Origin of the sequence: Anaerosacchariphilus hominis, from assembly GCF_014290175.1 — a bacterium.
In the GTDB taxonomy this organism is placed as follows: Bacteria; Bacillota; Clostridia; order Lachnospirales; family Lachnospiraceae; genus Laedolimicola; species Laedolimicola hominis.
Window position 1 is genome coordinate 361371 of the sequence record NZ_JACOOR010000004.1, and the last position, 18994, is coordinate 380364.

Below are 18994 nucleotides of genomic sequence, written 5' to 3' on the forward strand. Positions count from 1 at the left end.
AGATTGAGAAATGATAGGGGTTAGAAATTATGATACTTTCATGCCAGAATATAGATAAAGCCTTTGGCACAGATGTGATTTTAAAACAGGCGTCTTTCCATATCGAGGATCGGGAAAAAGCCGCAGTGGTCGGCATTAACGGAGCCGGAAAGTCCACACTTTTAAAGATCATCATGGGTGAACTGGAGGCAGATTCCGGCCAGGTGGTTCTGGCCAAAGGAAAAACCATCGGCTATCTGGCCCAGCACCAGGACCTGAGCAGCCACCACACCATTTACCAGGAGCTGCTTTCTGTAAAGCAGGATGTGATCGATCTGGAGGCCCGGATCCGGAGTCTGGAAGCGGAAATGAAGGAACTGTCCGGACAGGAGCTGGAGAACGCCCTGGATCAGTATACCAGACTGGGGCACGAATTTGAACTGAAAAACGGATATGCCTATAAAAGCGAAGTGGTGGGCGTCTTAAAGGGCCTGGGCTTTGAGGAGGACGAGTTTGAAAAACAGGTGAATACCCTGTCCGGCGGTCAGAAGACCCGGGTGTCTTTAGGTAAGCTGCTGCTCTCCCATCCGGATCTCATCATGCTGGACGAGCCTACGAACCATCTGGATATGAACTCCATCGCCTGGCTGGAGACATTCCTTCTAAACTACGACGGCGCTGTTCTGGTGGTAGCCCACGACCGTTACTTCCTGAATCGGATCGCCACGAAGATCATCGAGATCGACGGTGGCGAGGTCACAGTCTTTCAGGGAAACTATTCCGATTACGCGGCGAAAAAGGCACAACTTCGGGAAGCACGGATGCACGCCTGGCTGAATCAGCAGCGTGAAATCCGCCATCAGGAAGAGGTTATCGCGAAACTTAAGTCCTTTAACCGGGAAAAATCCATCAAACGGGCGGAAAGCCGGGAAAAGATGCTGGATAAAATGGAAGTTCTGGATAAGCCCACGGAGATCCGCTCGGAAATGCACATCACTCTGGAACCCAAGGTGGTCAGCGGAAATGATGTGCTGACGGTGGAGGGACTGTCCAAGGCCTTCGGAAGCCAGCAGCTCTTCTCTGATCTGAACTTCCAGGTAAAGCGTGGAGAACGGGTGGCACTCATCGGCAACAACGGAACGGGAAAGACCACGATTCTGAAAATTCTAAACGGACTTCTGGAGGCAGACAGCGGCTCCTTTACACTGGGCTCCAAGGTTCAGATCGGATACTACGACCAAGAGCACCATGTACTGCATCCGGAAAAGACCCTGTTCGAGGAAATCTCCGATGCCTACCCAGATCTGGATAATACCACCATCCGCAGTACCCTGGCAGCCTTTCTTTTCACGGGGGACGATGTGTTCAAACGGATCGCGGAGCTGTCCGGCGGCGAACGTGGCCGTGTTTCCCTTGCCAAGCTGATGCTTTCGGAAGCCAATTTCCTGATTCTGGACGAGCCCACCAACCATCTGGACATCGTTTCCAAGGAGATCCTGGAGCAGGCCCTGAATCATTACACCGGCACGGTCCTCTACGTGTCCCATGACCGTTATTTTATCAACACCACGGCCACACGGATTCTGGATCTGACCGGAGGCATACTGGTAAACTATATCGGTAATTACGATTATTATCTGGAAAAGCATGATATTCTGACTCCGACGGCTGCGGGGACTTCCACTGCCGCTTCGGAGCCGGAACCGGAATCGGCCGGAAAGATGGACTGGAAGCAGCAAAAGGAAGAACAGGCCCGTCAGAGAAAACGGGAAAATGATTTTAAAAAGACGGAGGAAGAAATCTTCCGGCTGGAAAGCCGCGACGGGGAGATCGATGAACTGCTCACACAGGAATCGATTTACACCAACGCGGCGGAATGTGTGAAGCTCCACAAGGAAAAAGAAGAGATTGCGGCAAGGCTGGAAACTCTTTACGAACAATGGGAAGCGCTGGCTCAATGATTGGCCAGCGCTTTTCTGAATTCTTCTGTTTTTTCCGCGTCCACATACATGCCAAAACCCTGGCTCTCCAGCTCTTCGCTGGTTTCTCCCCGGAAGATTCGATCGATGATCATATCTCCCAGCACTTCCGTATAGTGGCTGGATTCGTAATAATAATTTTTGTTTCTGGTAATCTCATTATTCCCGCTGAAATTATAAAATCCCTGGGTGGAACCGATCAGCCAGTCCAGATAGGTGTCATAACCGTAGTATTTCGACTGCTGATAGGTCTTGTAGTAGATGGGATTGGAAAACACAATCAGGTGGATGCCGTATTCATCGCAGAGCTCCCGGATCCGCTGGAGGCTTAAAATGGAATCTGACATATAATCCTTATAATAGTCGTCCCAGTAGGGCACGTCATCCTTGAAAGTGCCGCCCAGTGAGGGATCCCGGAGGGTACTGCCACTCTGATAGTACCGGGTCACATAGTCCGGATCCTCCACCTTATGGTTCAGGATCACATCCAGGGAAAGGATCACGCCCTTGATGCTGAAATAATTGGCATAAAAGTTCAGCTTTCCGGTCCTGGGATATGGGATCCGGTAAAACTGGTTCTCATGAAGGGACGGATCCACGAAAGCGGAAATATTGTCCACACCGATCATGACGGTCTTGGGAATGATGTCGTTGGCGATGAGCTCCCGAAGATTCTCCAGATGCTCCGCCGGAAGGCCCTCGGAGTAGGACATATTATACCACTTCCCCTCGGGAATATGCTCCACGTTCACGAAGCCCGTCCGGGAAGAACCGAACAGGAAAGAATCAAACTTATCCGGATTGTGAAGCACATATTGCATCTTGATGTAATTGCTGTTGGGCTCCACGCCGTTATCCCGGATCTCCTGCCAGTGGAACACATTGTAGGGATCTACCACCATGGGAATCGCCAGCTCCAGAATCAGGATAAACAGCACAAAGGGAGCGATTTTACGTAGAAATTTCTTCATTCTCTTCTCGCATTCTAAAATTGAAAATATACAAATTCATACTGGCCCAGCTGCCGACTGTAAAGAATGATAAACAGCAGCAGAAAGTACAGAGCGTACCGTACCGGCTTTGAAAAACGTCCCAGCCAGTCGGCCACATCCCGACGAAGTCCGATAAAATCATGAACCAGAAGCACCAGGATCCAGATCAGCACCAGCTTCAGATCCGTACTCTGGATCAGTCCGGCGGAATCAAAAGCCTCATAAGCGGTCCGCACATAAGCCACCGGATGGGTGATTCCGTCAAACAGATGGGTCAGGATATAACCGGCGTCGCTCATAGTATTAGCCCGGAAAAAGAGCCAGGTCAGCGTCACGAAGGCGAAGGTCAGCAATACCCGGATCACACTCTTCCGCTCTTTTTTCGGCGGGAAATAACGGTTCCAGATCCGTTCGGCGATCTGGGCCAGTCCGTGAAGGCCGCCCCAGACCACAAAGGTCCAGCTGGCCCCATGCCAGAGTCCGCTGACCAGAAAAGTGATCATCAGGTTCCGATAGGTTCGAAAGGTGCCCTTCCGGCTTCCTCCCAGAGGAAAGTAGATATAATCCCGCAGCCAGCTGGACAAAGAAATATGCCAGCGGCTCCAGAACTCTTTGACGGAAGCGGAAAAATAAGGACTTTTAAAGTTATTGACCAGTTCGATATCGAAAAGGGTAGCCACGCCCCGGGCAATATCCGAATAGCCGGAGAAGTCGCAATATACCTGAAAAGCATAGAAAAGGGTGGCGATACCCAGCGCCAGACCTGTATAGGAGGTCACCTGATTATAGACCACATCCACACAGGAAGCCACCACATCAGCGATGGCAATCTTCTTAAAGAAGCCCCAGGCGATCCATTTGGATCCCCGGATGGCTTTGTCCGCATCCAGGGAATGTTCTCTCTCGATCTGGGGCATCAGATGCTCTGCCCGCTCGATGGGGCCCGCCAGAAGCAGCGGGAAGAAGGAAACAAACACCGCGTATTTTCCAAAATGTCTGCAGGCCTTTGTCTTCCCGTGGTATACATCCAGCACATAGCCCAGGGTCTGGAAGGTGTAGAAAGAGATTCCCACCGGAAGCACCAGATTCAGGGTCACATCGTCAAGGGGCAGAGAACATTTCCGAAGCAGCGTCGTCACCGAGGTGCTTAAGAAATTAAAGTACTTGAAAAAGAACAGGAAACCCAGACAGATCACCAGAGCGATCCACAGATACCGCTTCCGTCTCTTCGAATCCGGAGTGCGCTCCATGAGAAGCGCCGTTCCGTAGGAAATCAAAGTGGTAGCCAGAAGCAGCACAATGTATGCGGCATTGGCGCTCATATAAAAGTAATAGCTGGATACCAGCAGGACGCCCCAGCGGTATTTCCGGGGCGTCAGCCAGTATAATGCGAACACCAGGGGTAAAAATACATAAAAAGCATTGGAATTAAACAGCATTCAGAAGTTCCTCTAAGGTTTTCCGTATTTCTTTGATAAAGTCTCCACTGGACAGGACAGCGGGATCCGGGAAGGTGGTAATCAGAGCCAGATCCTTCGTCATCTTTCCACTTTCGATGGTCCGGACAGAAGCCTCCTCCAGCTTATCGGCAAAAGTCATCAGAGCCGGATTGCCATCCAGTTCGCCGCGCTTGCGCAGGGCTCCGGACCAGGCAAAAATGGTAGCCATGGAATTGGTGGAGGTCTCCTCTCCTTTCAGGTGCTTATAGTAATGGCGCTGCACGGTTCCGTGGGCGGCCTCGTACTCAAAATATCCATGGGGAGATACCAGTACGGAGGTCATCATGGCCAGGGAGCCGAAGGCCGTGGCGATGAGATCGCTCATCACGTCGCCGTCATAGTTCTTGCAGGCCCAGATATAACCGCCCTCAGACTTGACTACCCGGGCCACCGCATCGTCGATGAGTGTGTAGAAGTAGGTGATTCCCAGCTTTTCAAACTGCTCTTTGTACTCTTTCTCATAGATCTCCTGGAAAGTATCCTTGAAGAAATGATCATACTTTTTGGAAATGGTATCCTTGGTGGCAAACCACAGATCCTGCTTCTGGGATACGGCATAGGAAAAGCAGCTTCTGGCAAAGCTTTCGATAGAGCTTTCCAGGTTGTGCATACCCTGTACCACTCCTCCCTCCTGAAAGTCGTGGATGGTCTCCCGAAGCTCGGTTCCATCCTCTCCCGTAAAGACCAGCTCACACTTTCCGGGACCCGGGATCCGCATTTCCGCCGCCTTATACACATCGCCGTAGGCATGACGGGCCACGGTAATGGGTTTTTTCCAGTTCTTTACATAAGGCTCGATGCCTTTTACGATAATAGGAACCCGGAAAACGGTTCCGTCCAGAATGGCGCGGATGGTGCCGTTGGGGCTCTTCCACATCTTTTTCAGATCGTACTCTTCCATCCGGGCGCCGTTAGGGGTGATGGTGGCGCACTTAACTGCTACGCCGTACTTCTTGGTGGCTTCCGCGGCGTCCACGGTCACCTGATCGTCCGTGGCGTTCCGGTGCTCCAGCCCCAGATCATAGTATTCTGTATTTAAATCCACAAAGGGAAGCAGTAATTCTTCTTTTATCATGCTCCAGAGAATCCGTGTCATCTCGTCTCCGTCCATTTCTACCAACGGAGTCGTCATCTTAATTTTGTCCATCCTGTATCCTCCTCTTTCCTGCGGCATTGCTTTTCTTCGGTAACCGCACTTTACGTTCTATTATAGACGATTCCCTGTTCCATCGCAAGCTTTCTCTTTAAAAACGTCCCAGGGCTGCAAAGGCCCCGTAGAGATTCAGGGTTCCATAGCCCCAGGAGCGGTTGGGATAAAGGTCGTTGCCGCTCCGATCCGCCCCGCGGATCAGAAGCTGTTTAATTTCGATGGTGCTTAAGATCTCCCGATTCTTTTTTACGACACCCCACTCCAGCATCAGGGCAGCTGCCCCTGCGGTTATCGCGGCCGCTGCGCTGGTTCCACTCATGGAGGTAAACCGGTTTCCCGGGCCATAGGTGGCCACCGATACGCCGGGCACAGCCAGATCCGGCTTGATTCGGCCATTTCGGGTATAACCCCGGCTGGAATCGATATAGATACTGCGATTCCGGGTGTTGTAGGCTCCCGTGGTAATGGGGAGCTCTGCATTGCCCGGATCCGTGACAGTGATGTCAGGATTGGAATTCAGAAATACGGTATCCGGAGAGAGAAAACCAGTCACAGGCAGCCAGATATTATAGACTCCATGGAGGAACTGGCTGCCGTAGACCCGGATTCTCCAGATCCCGGGAGAAGGATAGGCCATACGGATGACGATGAGCTGCTCTCCGCTGTAGGGATCCAGAGGCTGAAAGTTCACATACACCACAGTCCGCTCAAAAAGAAAATCAAAGCGCCAGCTCTTCTGTCCGAGATTGATCCGGGGAACCTCTTCTCCGGAGGGTGAAATCAGCGAAACGGAAATCAGATCCGGCGTACTGCTCCAAAGCTCCATGAGAAGCCCGTATTCGTTTTCAGCTACCCGGAGATCCACATCCTGATAGGGTTCCGCTGACTGCAGGACGCCGTAATAATGATGGCCTTGATTGGCCTCGTTTCCTGCAGCTACGACCACACAACGGCCTGCCCGGGCGCTGATGGCATTCAGATAAGAGCTCAAGGGAAGTGTTCCTGTGTGTCCGCCCATGTTCGTCCCCAGGGCCAGACAGAGAACCAGGGGCATTTTGTGGGCATAGGCCAGTTCGTGAAGAAATCGGACTCCCAGCATGATATCATTTTCCTGATAGGCTTCTGCCTCCGGCGGCACCATAAAATAGCGCTTCAGGTAGGTTTTGGCAGGTTTCAGTTTCACCATGGCCACCATAGACCTGGGTGCGGCTCCCAGCCACCCGGTCTCAGGATCCTCGCTTCCGGCAGCCAGAGCCGCCAGCCTGGTTCCGTGACCGGAGACGTCGCGGCCGGGTACGATTCTGTATGGCTGATCCGAGACCAGGGCTTCTTCGATCTGCTCCCGGACGTAAACACTGCCGTAACCGATGTTTTGCGGAAGCTGCCCCGTCTGATCACCCTGATCCCAGATGGCAAGAATCCGGGAACGTCCGAATTCATCCAGAAAGCACCGATTCCGATAGTCGATGCCTGTGTCAATAAAGCCCAGAAGAACTCCTTCCCCCTTCAGCCGCAACAATGGCTGGTTCTGGAGACGCAGAATCCCGGAGTCCTCCAGGGCCTCCGTCTGCAGGAGGCTGTAGAGGGTGGGAAATACCTCATAGTCATATTCATAGTACTGCCCCTCACTGCCCTGGTAAAAGCCCTCCCCGGCATAAAAGACAGAATAATAGTCGTTGATGGGCTGGATACAGAGATCCGGATACTGTTCCGCCAGCTCTACCTGACCAAGTCCCGGCTGCCAGATAAAGTCCACATAATCCTCTGAAACGATCTTTTCCCTGCAGTTTTCCGCCATAAGTCCTGATTCCCATCTTTGTTTTTTTACAGGATATGCAGTTTCCCGGATTTCATTCCCGGGAGGAGGCTTCCTCCAGACCCAGCAGACCGGGGAGCCAGAGCCTTCCGCAGCCCTGACGGTTCCTGGGATAGCCAAGATTTCGGCAGGAAATACAGAGACGCTCTTTGATCTGCCGGTTGGTGAGGGCCGGTTCCTTTTCACACAGGAGGGCCAGAGCGCCCACTACCGCAGGAGTGGCCATGGAGGTACCGGACTTGGCTGTGTAATATCCGGCCCCCGGCTGTCCGAAAAAACTGTTACAGGATAAAATGGAGGCCCCGGGGGCCACTAAATCCGGTTTTTCCACCAGTTCCGGCGTGGGACCCCTTCCGGAATAATGCCTTTTTCGCTGTCCCTGCACCCGGACGGCACGCTCGTCATCGGAAGCGCCCACCGTGATGATGGCCGGACTGGTGCCCGGCACGGTGATGCTGGAGCGGTCCGGCCCCTGATTCCCTGCGGCTGCGCAGACCAGATATCCGGCGTCCCATACCTCTTCCACTGCCTTAACCAGCTCCGTTGGCCCGGCATGCCTCGGCACGCTGCCGCCCACAGAAATATTGACGATGCGGATTCCATATTCTTTGCCCTGTTCCAGAATCCAATGGAGGGCGCGAATCAGGGACTGACTGCTTCCGTTCCCCCTTTGATCCAGAATCTTCAGGGAAACAAAATGACATCTCGGCGCAAGGCCCTGATACCTTCCGCCGGATGCCACTCCTGTTCCGCCGATGATTCCGCTGATATGGGTTCCATGACCACAGTCGTCGGGTGCATGTTCGGAATCATTCGTATAATTATAAGAATAAACCAGTCTGCCCTGCAGATCCGGATGAGCGTCGTTGATACCGGAGTCGAGAACCGCAATGCCGATTCCCTTTCCGGAGAAACCATATTCGTAAGCACAGGAAGCTCCCACAAGCTCTCGTACCCGATTCATAACAGAAAACTCCTTGCTTTTCTGTTATCTTATGCCGGCTCATGCCGGACTGCCATCCGAAAGAGAACAAAACCTGCCGCGAACATCAGGGCCAGCATAGCCACGCCTGCCCGGGATGTATGGAAAAGCTGAGTGGAAATACCCATCAGCAAGGTTCCCACAAAGGCCGCGCCTTTTCCGAAGATATCGAAGAAGCCGAAATACTCGGTGGACTTTTCCTTGGGAATGATCCGGGCAAAATAGGAACGGGACAGGGACTGGATAGCTCCCTGGAATACAGCCACCCAGACGGCCAGGAACCAGAATTCCCAGGCCTTATCCAGCTGCAGCGCAAAGAGTACCACGCCGAAGTAGCCGATGATAGACGCCTGAATCAATGTCGTATTCCGAAACTTTTTGGACAGATGTCCGAAAAGAATGGAACAGGGAAAAGCAACCACCTGGGTCAGAAGCAGCGCCAGAAGCAGATTGGTATCGCTGATACCCACATCCTTTCCATAGGAGGTAGCCATGTCGATGATGGTATATACGCCGTCAATGTAGCAGAAAAAGGCCAGCAGGAAATACCAGATCTGAGGACGCTCCCGGATCTCGGAAAAGCTCTGTCCCAGACGGGTGAAGCTGTCCCGTACCGGATGGGCGGAGCGCTCCACGTAATGGGTCTGCTCGTAGGTGCGCAAAAGGGGCAAAGTCACCAGAAGCCACCAGAGAGCATTAATGAGAAACGCGATGGTCATGGCCGTGGCTCCGGAGATGCCGATCCGGTCGGCGCAGAGCACGAAGATCAGACTGAATACAAAGGGAATACAGCTTCCGATGTAGCCCCAGGCATAGCCCCGGGCGGACACCAGATCCATCCGCTCGTCCGTGGTCACATCCGCCAGCATGGCGTCGTAAAAGACCAGGCTGGCATTCAGGCCTACCTTGGCGATAATAAAGATCACCAGAAAGGCAAGCCAGGTTCCCGGAAGAGAAAGGCCGGCGCAGCCCAGGACACCCATCATCATAAAGAAGGTAAATACCGGCTTTTTAAAGCCTTTGGTATCAGCGAAGCTGCCCAGAACCGGTCCCAGCACAGCAACAATCATGGTAACCAGCGAAGTAGCGTAGCTGAAATAGGCGGTGGAATCGGCAGCGGAAATGCCGCTGGCTGCCGTAAGGTTTTTGTAGTAGATGGGTATGATGGTGGCCGCCAGCAGTACAAAGGCGGAATTGCCCACGTCATAGAGGATCCAGTTGCGTTCCAGTTTGGTTGTTCGGTTCATATTTTCTCCCTCATAAGACTCTTTCTTGCTTTATTCTATTCAAAATCACGTTTCAGACGGAGACTTAAGGGCTTCCCGGTCTGAATGGTTTCCACATAGCGGGTGATCTCCTGTACCGTCGGCTCCACAGCGCTCTCCAGCCGCGCTTCCAGCATCTGGCCGCTCTCCCGGCACTTCCGGTTTACCTGACCGGTCATTACCAGACCACCAATGCCCTTCTTCTGCCCAATAAGGGTAAAGAAACCTTTCAGAAAATGGCCTTTTGCGGCAGAAGGACACTGGAACAGGCGAATGGTCTTATGAAAGCCAAGAATACAGGTATCCACCTGATCGGCTGTCACGCCCAGCACGGAAGCGATGGCTTCTTCCGTATCCAGATCCCGGATCAGATGGCGGGTACAATTGGCTGTCACCGGCTCCAGTCCGTCCTCGGTCAGCAGCATCCGATCAAAATCAGTCTCGATCTCCAGATGACCCAGATGGTGTTCTTCCATATATCTGGAAATATAGGGATGGCACTCGCTGTCCAGCATAAAGTGGCAGAGAAAGCCGCACAGATAGGATAACAGGACGTAACTCGGTTTTTCCTGATAGACGATTCTGGCATGGTCGAAAAAGTCGGAGGCCAGCTGTCTGTGCATCTTCACGCCCAGCTGGTTAATCCGGTTCTTGTAGCAGGGATGATAGTAAAACAGCAGATCCGGTCCGTGGAGACCGATAAGGTAGGCCGCCCGGTTCTCTTTGATGATCTGACGGAGCTCCTGAGGCAGGGCCCGGTACACTTCTTTTCCAAATTTATAATGTGCATAGGTTGCAGGCATAGTTACGCTTCCTTTCTTTTTATTTATGAATACTGAATTATTGTTTCTATTTTCTCACAAATCTCTCCGCCTTACAAGTTAAATTCCTGTGTAATTTCTGTGTCTTTTCAGTTTCGTCACATTTTTTTGTTCTCCACATATTATGGAACTGTAAATAAATATTTTTCCTGGAGGATTTCTCATGAGTGATTTAACTGCTACCAACTGTGGCTGTGGATGCGGCGATTCCGGAAATAACAGCTGCTGCAATACCCTGATCTGGCTTCTGCTGCTGACCTCCTTCTGTGGCAACGGCAACGGTCTTTGCGGCGGCAATGGCTGTGGCAATGACAACAGCTGTCTGTGGCTGATTCTGATTCTGTGCTGCTGCGGCGGCTGTGGCAACGGAAGCTTTTTCGGCAACAATGGCTGTGGATGCGGTAACGGCTGCGGATGCTAGTCCGACGATGCCCTTGTGTTCCGGGAGGGGAGTTTCGACTTTCCTCCCCTTTTTCTGTCCCGGGTTCATATTTTGGCCCGGGTTTCCATATATTGATTCAAAAGAACCGGAGGCATGCCTATGGGGCCGGGGGATGACGGATACCGAATTTTGCGGGATCTGCAGCGGAAATGTAATGAGCTGGGTCGGAAGATCGATTCGATTCTGCGGATGATGGAACTTATGACTACTTATATGCAGTATTCCGGAATGATGGCGGAAATGGCTGCGGTCACGGCGGAGAAGGATCATCCGGACGCTCAGGCCCGGGAGGATGCGCCGGGAAATGAGGTGAATATGGCGAGTATGGATCCAAGGGAATTACAGCGGATTATGAATGCGGCGAAGAATTCAGATCATCCGATGTCGGAGGGGGAGTTTCAGGAGATTTTTGAGAGTCTGAAGAAGGGAAAAAACCAGGATGAAATCGCGCGGATGGAGCAGATGGTGCAGTTGGCGCGGAGTTTCATGAAGTAAGACGGACGAGACGAAAAGAAACGGACAAAAGAGGCCTGAAGCAGCACCTTCCCACGTTTGGCCCATCGAGGTCCTCCTTAAGGAAGGTGCTGCTTCTATTCTCTTCCTGTATTTAAATGTCGCTTGGATGCGGTGCAGCTGGTTTGACGTGCTACTCTTTGGCATTGCGGTTGATGAACGTCGTTTTTACTTTGGAGTACATGATCTTCTGGCTGCGGTAGAGGCCATAATATCCTGATTGCATATAACTGATTGCGATAGCTATAAAGTAAAAGGGCGCGCCTTCGAAGCCGAACATTTCAAGACTGATCAGCAGGGAGGAAATGGGGCTGTTGGTGACGCCGCAAAATACGGCGGCCATGCCGCAGGCGGCGGCCAGGGATGGGGAAATGTGTAATATCTGGCCCATGAGACAGCCGAAGGTAGCTCCTACAAAGAAGGTGGGGACGATCTCGCCGCCCTTGAAGCCGCCGGATAAGGTGATGGCGGTAAATATGATCTTCAGGAGGAAAGCGCACCAGATGACCTGCCGGTCTACCACCGCCCGTTCTACCACCTGCATACCGGTTCCCAGGTAGTCCGTGGTTCCGAGAAGCAGGGTCAATCCAATAATCAGAATGCCTGACACCAGGGGCCGCAAAAAGCTGTTCTTAATTTTTTCCGCAAAAAGTTCTTCTGTCTTATGTAAGACGACACAGAACAGGATGCTGACTGCGGCGCAGCAAAAGCCTAAAAACAGGATTTTACCGGCATTCATGATATTGAATTCCGGGAGCGTTCCCAGGGCAAATCGTTCACCGGTGAGTCCGAAGTGGCAGGCGACACCGTAGGCCACATAGGAGGCTATCACGCAGGGTACCAAAGCCGCGTAATGCATGATACCAACGCTGACCACCTCCATGGAAAAGACTGCCGCCGCCATAGGCGTACCGAACAGAGCTGAGAAAGCGGCACTCATACCTGCCATGATCATGACACGCCGGTCATTTTCATCGATACGCAGAACCCTCCCCAGAAAATTACCGATGCTGCCGCCAAGCTGTAAAGCAGCGCCCTCCCGTCCGGCAGAACCGCCGAAGAGATGGGTCAGAATCGTGGAAATGAAGATCAGCGGCGCTGTCTTTAACGGAATCTCCCGCTCTGCATGGATGGCGTCCAGGACCATATTGGTACTGCTTCGCTCCTGCTTTCGCTCCCATTTGTACATCCAGACAATCAGGACGCCTGCGAAGGGCAGGCTGTACAGGATCCAGGAATGAGCCATACGGAAGGCCGTAGCCATGGAAACTCCTTTTCCGAAAGCAGTTCCCACCAGTCCCAGGGCCAGACCCGTCAGTGTGGCGAATACCAGCCACTTTAACAGAACGACTAATCGGTTCCAGATGGTGATCCGGAACCGATTCTCAAGCTGCGGGATAGCATCCCGCAGCTCTTCTTCTAATTTTTCTATCTGTGTTTCGTTTGATTTCTGCTCGTTCATTACGGTTTTACCACGATGTTAATAATTCTTCCGGGCACGTAGATCTCTTTTACGATAGTGCCTTTCAGCCAGTCTGCGACCACTTCCTTACCAGCTGCGATAGCCTCTTCCTTCGCTGCGCTGCTGGAGATGGTGACAGTTCCACGGGTCTTGCCGTTTACCTGTACAGCGATCTCGATCTCATCATCCTTCATGGCTTCCTCATCCGCATCCGGCCATCCATGTGCAAATACAGTCTCGCTGTGACCCAGCTGCTCCCAGAGTTCCTCTGCGATATGGGGTGCAAACGGCGCGATCAGGGTAACTGCTGTCTCCAAGGTTTCCTTATCCAGACCATCCTGACGCTTTGCCAGATCGATGAGCTTATTGTTATACTCCATGAAACCGGAGATAACGGTGTTCAGGCTGAAGCTGTTCAGACGGGTGGTGATATCGTATACCATCTTATGACGGATCTTGACGCTCTCCGGTGTCTCTTTGGCTCCCTTGTCCTTATTATCCAGAACCAGGTTCCAGAAACGCTTCAGGAAACGGGATACGCCGTCGATTCCTCTGTCATCCCACTCTGCGTCCAGTTCGGGCGGCCCCACGAACATCTCATACATTCTCAGGGCGTCGCAGCCGTAGTCTCGGATCAGGTCGTCCGGGGAAACCACGTTTCCTTTGGACTTACTCATCTTGATACCGTTCTTTCCGGTGATCATACCCTGGTTGAACAGTTTGGTGAAGGGCTCGTCAAAATCGATGACTCCGATGTCATGCAGGAACTTGGTGTAGAACCGGGAGTACAAAAGATGCAGTACCGCATGCTCGACACCGCCGATATACATATCTACCGGCAGATACTTGTCTGCTTTCTCCTTGCTTACCAGCTCCTCGTCGTTGTGGTTGTCCACGTAGCGCAGGAAGTACCAGGAGGAACCTGCCCACTGGGGCATGGTGTTGGTCTCTCTCTTTGCAGGCGCGCCGCAGCAGGGACAGGTGGTGTTGACCCACTCATCAATGGCTGCCAGCGGAGACTCTCCGGTACCTGTAGGCTGATAGCTCTCCACCTCCGGCAGTTCCAGCGGAAGCTGATCTTCCGGAACCGGAACATTTCCGCACTTCGGGCAGTGGATGATCGGGATGGGCTCGCCCCAGTAACGCTGACGGGAGAATACCCAGTCACGCAGCTTATAGTTGACGGTCTTTTTACCTACGCCCATCTTCTCGATGATAAGCGGAGCTTCCTTTTTCAGGACTGCGGACTCCATGCCGTTCCACTCGCCGGAATTGATCATGGTTCCGCTGGCCTCGGTATAAGCCTCGGTCATGTTTTCGATTTCCTTACCATCCTTGGCAATAACCTGGATGATCGGAATATTAAACTTCTTTGCGAACTCAAAGTCACGGTCGTCATGGGCCGGTACGCACATGATGGCGCCGGTACCATAGTCAGCCAGTACATAGTCGGAAAGCCAGATGGGAACCTTTGCTCCGTTAATGGGATTGATGGCATAGCTTCCGGTAAATACGCCGGTCTTTTCCTTATCCTGTACACGATCCACATTGGAACGCATGGAAGACTTAAAGATGTAATCCTCTACGGCCGCTCTGGTCTCTTCGGTGGCCAGTTTGGCAGCCAACGCATGCTCCGGAGCCAGTACCATGAAAGTAGCACCGTGCAGAGTATCCGGACGTGTGGTATATACGGTGATCTTCTCATCACTTCCGTCTACCTTAAAATCTACCTCGGCACCATAAGACTTGCCGATCCAGTCGGTCTGCATCTTCTTTACCTTCTCCGGCCAGTCCAGCTTGTCCAGGTCGTTCAGCAGGCGGTCTGCGTACGCGGTGATCTTCAGCATCCACTGACGCAGGTTCTTCTTGGTAACTGCAGTGCCGCAGCGCTCGCAGCAGCCGTTGACTACTTCCTCATTTGCCAGACCGGTCTTACAGGACGGACACCAGTTGATGGGGAACTCCTTCTCGTAAGCCAGTCCCTTCTTAAACATCTGTACAAAGATCCACTGAGTCCACTTATAGAACTTCGGATCGGTGGTATTGACTTCCATATTCCAGTCGTAAAGAGCTGCGATATCGTTGATCTGTCTCTTGATATTGGCCACATTCTCTGCGGTGGACTTGGCCGGATGTACACCCATCTTAATAGCGTAGTTCTCAGCCGGGAGTCCGAATGCGTCCCATCCCATGGGATGAATAATATAATGTCCCTGCATCAGCTTGTAACGGCTCCATACGTCACTGATAACATAGCCTCTCCAGTGACCCACATGAAGTCCGTTGCCTGACGGATAGGGGAACATATCCAGACAATAGTATTTCGGTTTTTTCCCGTCGTTGACGTTCACCGGATGCTCTTCCCAGTGCTTCCGCCACTTTTCTTCCACCGCGCGGTGGTTAAATGGTACTGCCATTTCTTTCCACTCCTCTTGTTTATCTTGTAAAAATAAGAATCTTCGTAATCACATATACTTACAATTCACGAATTCTCACTGCATTTTATCATATCACACCAGTCTGCTTTGTCAAGCAAAATCGGTCCTTTACGGCCTTTTACACAGCCCACTGGCTGTTATAAAGCTCCGCATAGAAGCCCTTGGCCGCAAGCAGACTTTCATGGGTACCCTGCTCGATGATCTGTCCGTCCCGCATAACGAGAATTACATCTGCCTCCCGGATAGTGGACAGACGGTGGGCTACGATAAAACTGGTGCGTCCCTCCATCATTTTCGCAAAGGCATTCTGAATCTTCAGCTCCGTACGGGTATCAATACTGGATGTGGCTTCGTCCAAAATCAGCATGGGCGGCAGGCACAGCATGACACGGGCGATACACAGAAGCTGCTTCTGGCCCTGGGAAAGGCTGCCGCCGTCTTCGGAAAGCACCGTGTCATAACCCTTCGGCAGACGCCGGATAAAGCTGTGGGCATGGGAGGCCTTCGCCGCCTCGATAATCTCCTCCTCCGTGGCGTCCGGCTTTCCATAGGAAATATTCTCACGGACCGTCGCAGACTTCAGCCAGGTCTCCTGCAATACCATACCGTACTGCTGCCGCAGGTTTTCCCGGGTCAGTTTCTGAATAGGTGTTCCGTCCACGGAAATACAGCCTGCATCCACGTCGTAGAAACGCATCAGCAAATTGATCAGGGTACTTTTTCCGCAGCCTGTAGGACCCACGATGGCGATTCTCTGACCGGGCTTTACATGCAGGTTCAGGTTTTTGATCAGCTCTCTGTCCTTCGTATAGGAAAACTGCACATTTTCCAGATCCACGCTTCCCTGTACTTTCTCGATATGGGGGCCATTCACCGGCTCGGCGCTCATGGGCTCCTGGTCGATGAAATCAAACACACGTTCCGCGCAGGCCAGGGCATTCTGAAGCTCGGTAACCACGCCGGAGATCTCATTAAAGGGCTTCGTATATTGGTTTGCGTAGCTTAAGAAGCAGGACAGCTGGCCTACGCTCAATACACCCCGGATGGCCGCAAAGGCGCCTGCCACGCCCACGCCCGCGTACACCATACTGTTGACGAAACGGGTAGCCGGGTTCGTGATTGAGGAATAAAAAATCGCTCGCAGGCTGTGCTTCTGCAGCTGCCGGTTAATCTCGTCAAACTGTGCGATGGCTTCTTCCTCATGACCAAAGGCTTTTACCACTTTCTGGTTTCCTACCATTTCATCAATCAGGCCGGTCAGCTCGCCTCTGGTCTCGGACTGGAGCTTAAACATGCTGTGGGTCCGCCTGGCGATAAAGCTGGCCACCAGAAGGGACAGTGGTGTAATGCAGACAACCACCAGGGTAATGCCCACATTTACAGAAAGCATGAACAGCAGGGTTCCAAGAATAGTCATGACACCGGTAAAAAGCTGAGTGAATCCCATCAGCAGGCCGTCGGAAAACTGGTCGATATCCGCGATCAGACGGCTGACAATATCACCCTGGGGATGGCTGTCGATGTAGCTTAAAGGCAGATCCTGCATGTGGTCAAAGGCTTCGGTCCGCACATCCATCACAACTTTATAAGTGATGTGGTTGTTACAGAGGTTCATGAGCCACTGGAACACGGAAGTGGCTGCGATAATCACACCCAGCTTTGTCAGAAGCTTAAGCAAAGCCGCAAAGTCTACCGCGCCCTTTCCAATCATATAGTCGATGGCGTCGCCGGTGAGAATCGGCGCGTACAGGGTCAGGGCCACGGTCAGAACCGCCAGCAGAATGGATGCCAGCAGATACAGTCGATACTCTTCGATATAGCAAAGGACTCTTTTTAATGTGGATTTACGCTTCATGTGCTTTTTCCTCCTCTGCTGAACTCTGGGAATTACAAATCTCCCGATACACTTCACAATTCTGATACAGTTCATCATGCTTTCCGATGCCGGCTACCGCGCCGTCGTCCAGAACGATAATCTGATCCGCCTGGCGGATGGTGGCTGCGCGCTGGGATACCAGAAAGACCGTAGCTTCTTTTTTATGCTCCCGCAGCGCCTTCCGGAGTTTCGCGTCGGTGGCAAAGTCCAGAGCCGAAGCGCTGTCATCCAGGATCAGAATCTCCGGATCCCGCACCAGTGCCCGGGCAATGGTCAGACGCTGTCTCTGTCCGCCTGACAGATTGCGGCCACCCTGCAGCACTTCCGTATCCAGGCCTTTTTCCTTCTTTTCTACAATCTCACGACCCTGGGCGGTCTCAAGGGCTGCGTACAGTTCTTCGTCGGTGGCGTCCTTCTTGCCCCACTGCAGGTTCTCCCGGATGGTACCAGAGAACAGCACAGCCTTCTGGGGAACCACGCCCACTTTGCTACGCAGTCCTTCATAGGTGTAATCCTGTACATTCCGACCGTCCACCAGAACCTCACCCTCGCTCACATCATAGAAACGGGGAATCAGACTCACCAGGGTAGACTTTCCGGAACCGGTGCCTCCGATGACGCCGATGGTCTCGCCCGGATAGGCCTGAAAATTCACATGAGATAAAGCTGCGTCCGCGCCTTTCTCGTAGGTGATACTGACATTTTTAAATTCCACACAGGGAACATTCTTCTTCTGCTTCTGATCCGCCACAGTTCCTTCCGTCATACCAGGCTCCCGATCCATGATCTTATTGATACGGGACAGGCAGGCCAGAGACTTGGTCACATTGACAATCAGGTTCGCCAGCTTAATCAGTTCCACCAGGATCTGGGACATATAGTTCACCAGTGCCACTACCTGGCCCTGGCTTAAGATACCGGCATCCACCTGACGGCCGCCGGTCCATATCAGCAGAATCACCGCCGCGTTGATGATGGCATAGGTCAGCGGATTTAAAAGACCGGAAATCCGTCCCACAAAAAGCTGGGTGTTCATGAGGGTGGTGCTGTCCTGATGAAAGCAGTCCATCTCGTCCTGCTGTCGGTTGAAAGCCCGTACCACACGAACGCCGGACAGATTCTCACGCACATGCAAAAGCACCCGATCCAGCTGGCTCTGCACCTTCCGGTACCATGGAATGGTGATTCCCATGATGGCGAACACCACAATGAACAGCACCGGGATAACGCCTGCGAAGAACGCCGCGCACTTCGCATCAATGGTAAATGCCATAATCATGGCGCCGAACACAATAAAGGGAGAACGTAAGAACAGACGCAGCACCAGATTAATACCGGTCTGCACCTGATTGATATCGCTGGTAATCCGAGTAATCAGCGTGGATGTTCCGATGGTGTCCAGTTCCTTATAGGAGAAGCTGTTCAGATGCTCAAACAGGGCCTTTCGCATGGCCGTACTGCTTCCCACAGCTGCCTTGGCCGCAAAGTACTGAGCCGTAATGGAGCAGGTCAGGCCGATGATTCCCAGCAAAATCAATAGGCCGCCCATCCGCAGCACATAGCTGCTGTCCCGGTTTGCAATACCCGTATCGATGATGCTCGCCACCACCAGGGGCACCAGCAGCTCGAAGCTTGCCTCCAGGAGTTTAAAAAGGGGACCTAAGATACTTTCCTTTTTATACTCTTTCATGTAATACAATAATCGTTTCATCATGTAAGTCCTCCATAACACGTATACTTTCTTATTGTACTCTGCAAAAGTCTTTTTTACAAGTCAAAA

14 protein-coding genes are annotated in these 18994 nt (G+C 52.3%); 3 read left to right on the forward strand and 11 right to left on the reverse strand.

Translation table 11 applies throughout. From position 1 onward, the window contains the following. Positions 1-29: 29 nt before the first annotated feature. Complete coding sequence (gene abc-f, locus H8S44_RS08865; RefSeq protein ID WP_186872176.1) at positions 30-1940, forward strand: ribosomal protection-like ABC-F family protein; 1911 nt, start codon at positions 30-32, stop codon at positions 1938-1940. Here abc-f and H8S44_RS08870 read toward each other — a convergent pair. From H8S44_RS08870 to H8S44_RS08900, 7 genes are all read right to left on the reverse strand, one after another. After that, a complete protein-coding gene (locus H8S44_RS08870) occupies positions 1934-2929 on the reverse strand; it encodes a hypothetical protein (protein ID WP_186872177.1) in 996 nt (331 codons plus the stop codon). The genes abc-f and H8S44_RS08870 overlap by 7 nt on opposite strands. Before the next feature lie 14 nt (positions 2930-2943). After that, on the reverse strand, positions 2944-4389 hold the full coding sequence (locus H8S44_RS08875) for an MBOAT family O-acyltransferase (RefSeq protein WP_186872178.1): 1446 nt from the start codon (positions 4387-4389) through the stop codon (positions 2944-2946). Continuing rightward, positions 4379-5596: an NADP-dependent isocitrate dehydrogenase gene (locus H8S44_RS08880; RefSeq protein WP_186872179.1), complete on the reverse strand. Its 1218-nt coding sequence runs from the start codon at positions 5594-5596 to the stop codon at positions 4379-4381. The genes H8S44_RS08875 and H8S44_RS08880 overlap by 11 nt, the downstream gene beginning before the upstream one ends. 97 nt (positions 5597-5693) lie before the next feature. Next, positions 5694-7397 carry a S8 family peptidase gene (locus H8S44_RS08885; protein WP_186872180.1) on the reverse strand — a complete coding sequence of 568 codons (1704 nt, stop codon included), beginning with the start codon at positions 7395-7397 and terminating at the stop codon, positions 5694-5696. 52 nt (positions 7398-7449) lie between these two features. After that, positions 7450-8379 carry a S8 family peptidase gene (locus tag H8S44_RS08890; protein WP_186872181.1) on the reverse strand — a complete coding sequence of 310 codons (930 nt, stop codon included), beginning with the start codon at positions 8377-8379 and terminating at the stop codon, positions 7450-7452. A 29-nt stretch (positions 8380-8408) separates the two neighbouring features. Continuing rightward, a complete protein-coding gene (locus H8S44_RS08895; RefSeq protein WP_186872182.1) occupies positions 8409-9644 on the reverse strand; it encodes an MFS transporter in 1236 nt (411 codons plus the stop codon). Between the two features lie 35 nt (positions 9645-9679). Continuing rightward, entirely contained in the window at positions 9680-10465 is a 786-nt protein-coding gene (locus tag H8S44_RS08900; protein ID WP_186872183.1) for a zinc dependent phospholipase C family protein, read from the reverse strand. A gap of 181 nt (positions 10466-10646) precedes the next feature. Between H8S44_RS08900 and H8S44_RS08905 the strand changes: the two genes are divergently transcribed. Both H8S44_RS08905 and H8S44_RS08910 read left to right on the forward strand, forming a co-directional pair. Next, positions 10647-10904, forward strand: coding sequence for a chorion class high-cysteine HCB protein 13 (locus H8S44_RS08905; protein WP_186872184.1), 258 nt, complete (start codon positions 10647-10649; stop codon positions 10902-10904). 120 nt (positions 10905-11024) lie between these two features. Then, positions 11025-11420, forward strand: a complete 396-nt coding sequence (locus H8S44_RS08910) for a hypothetical protein (protein ID WP_186872185.1) — start codon at positions 11025-11027, stop codon at positions 11418-11420. A 151-nt stretch (positions 11421-11571) separates the two neighbouring features. Here H8S44_RS08910 and H8S44_RS08915 read toward each other — a convergent pair whose 3' ends face one another. The 4 genes from H8S44_RS08915 to H8S44_RS08930 all read right to left on the reverse strand — a co-directional run bounded on the left by H8S44_RS08915 (position 11572) and on the right by H8S44_RS08930 (position 18925). After that, the gene (locus H8S44_RS08915; RefSeq protein ID WP_186872186.1) at positions 11572-12900 is read right to left on the reverse strand and encodes a chloride channel protein; all 1329 of its coding nucleotides are present in this window, start codon (positions 12898-12900) and stop codon (positions 11572-11574) included. After that, complete coding sequence (gene leuS / locus H8S44_RS08920; protein ID WP_186872187.1) at positions 12900-15317, reverse strand: leucine--tRNA ligase; 2418 nt, start codon at positions 15315-15317, stop codon at positions 12900-12902. The genes H8S44_RS08915 and leuS overlap by 1 nt, the downstream gene beginning before the upstream one ends. A gap of 139 nt (positions 15318-15456) precedes the next feature. Continuing rightward, positions 15457-17193 carry an ABC transporter ATP-binding protein gene (locus tag H8S44_RS08925; RefSeq protein WP_186872188.1) on the reverse strand — a complete coding sequence of 579 codons (1737 nt, stop codon included), beginning with the start codon at positions 17191-17193 and terminating at the stop codon, positions 15457-15459. After that, positions 17183-18925 carry an ABC transporter ATP-binding protein gene (locus H8S44_RS08930; protein ID WP_186872254.1) on the reverse strand — a complete coding sequence of 581 codons (1743 nt, stop codon included), beginning with the start codon at positions 18923-18925 and terminating at the stop codon, positions 17183-17185. The genes H8S44_RS08925 and H8S44_RS08930 overlap by 11 nt, the downstream gene beginning before the upstream one ends. Positions 18926-18994 lie beyond the last annotated feature (69 nt).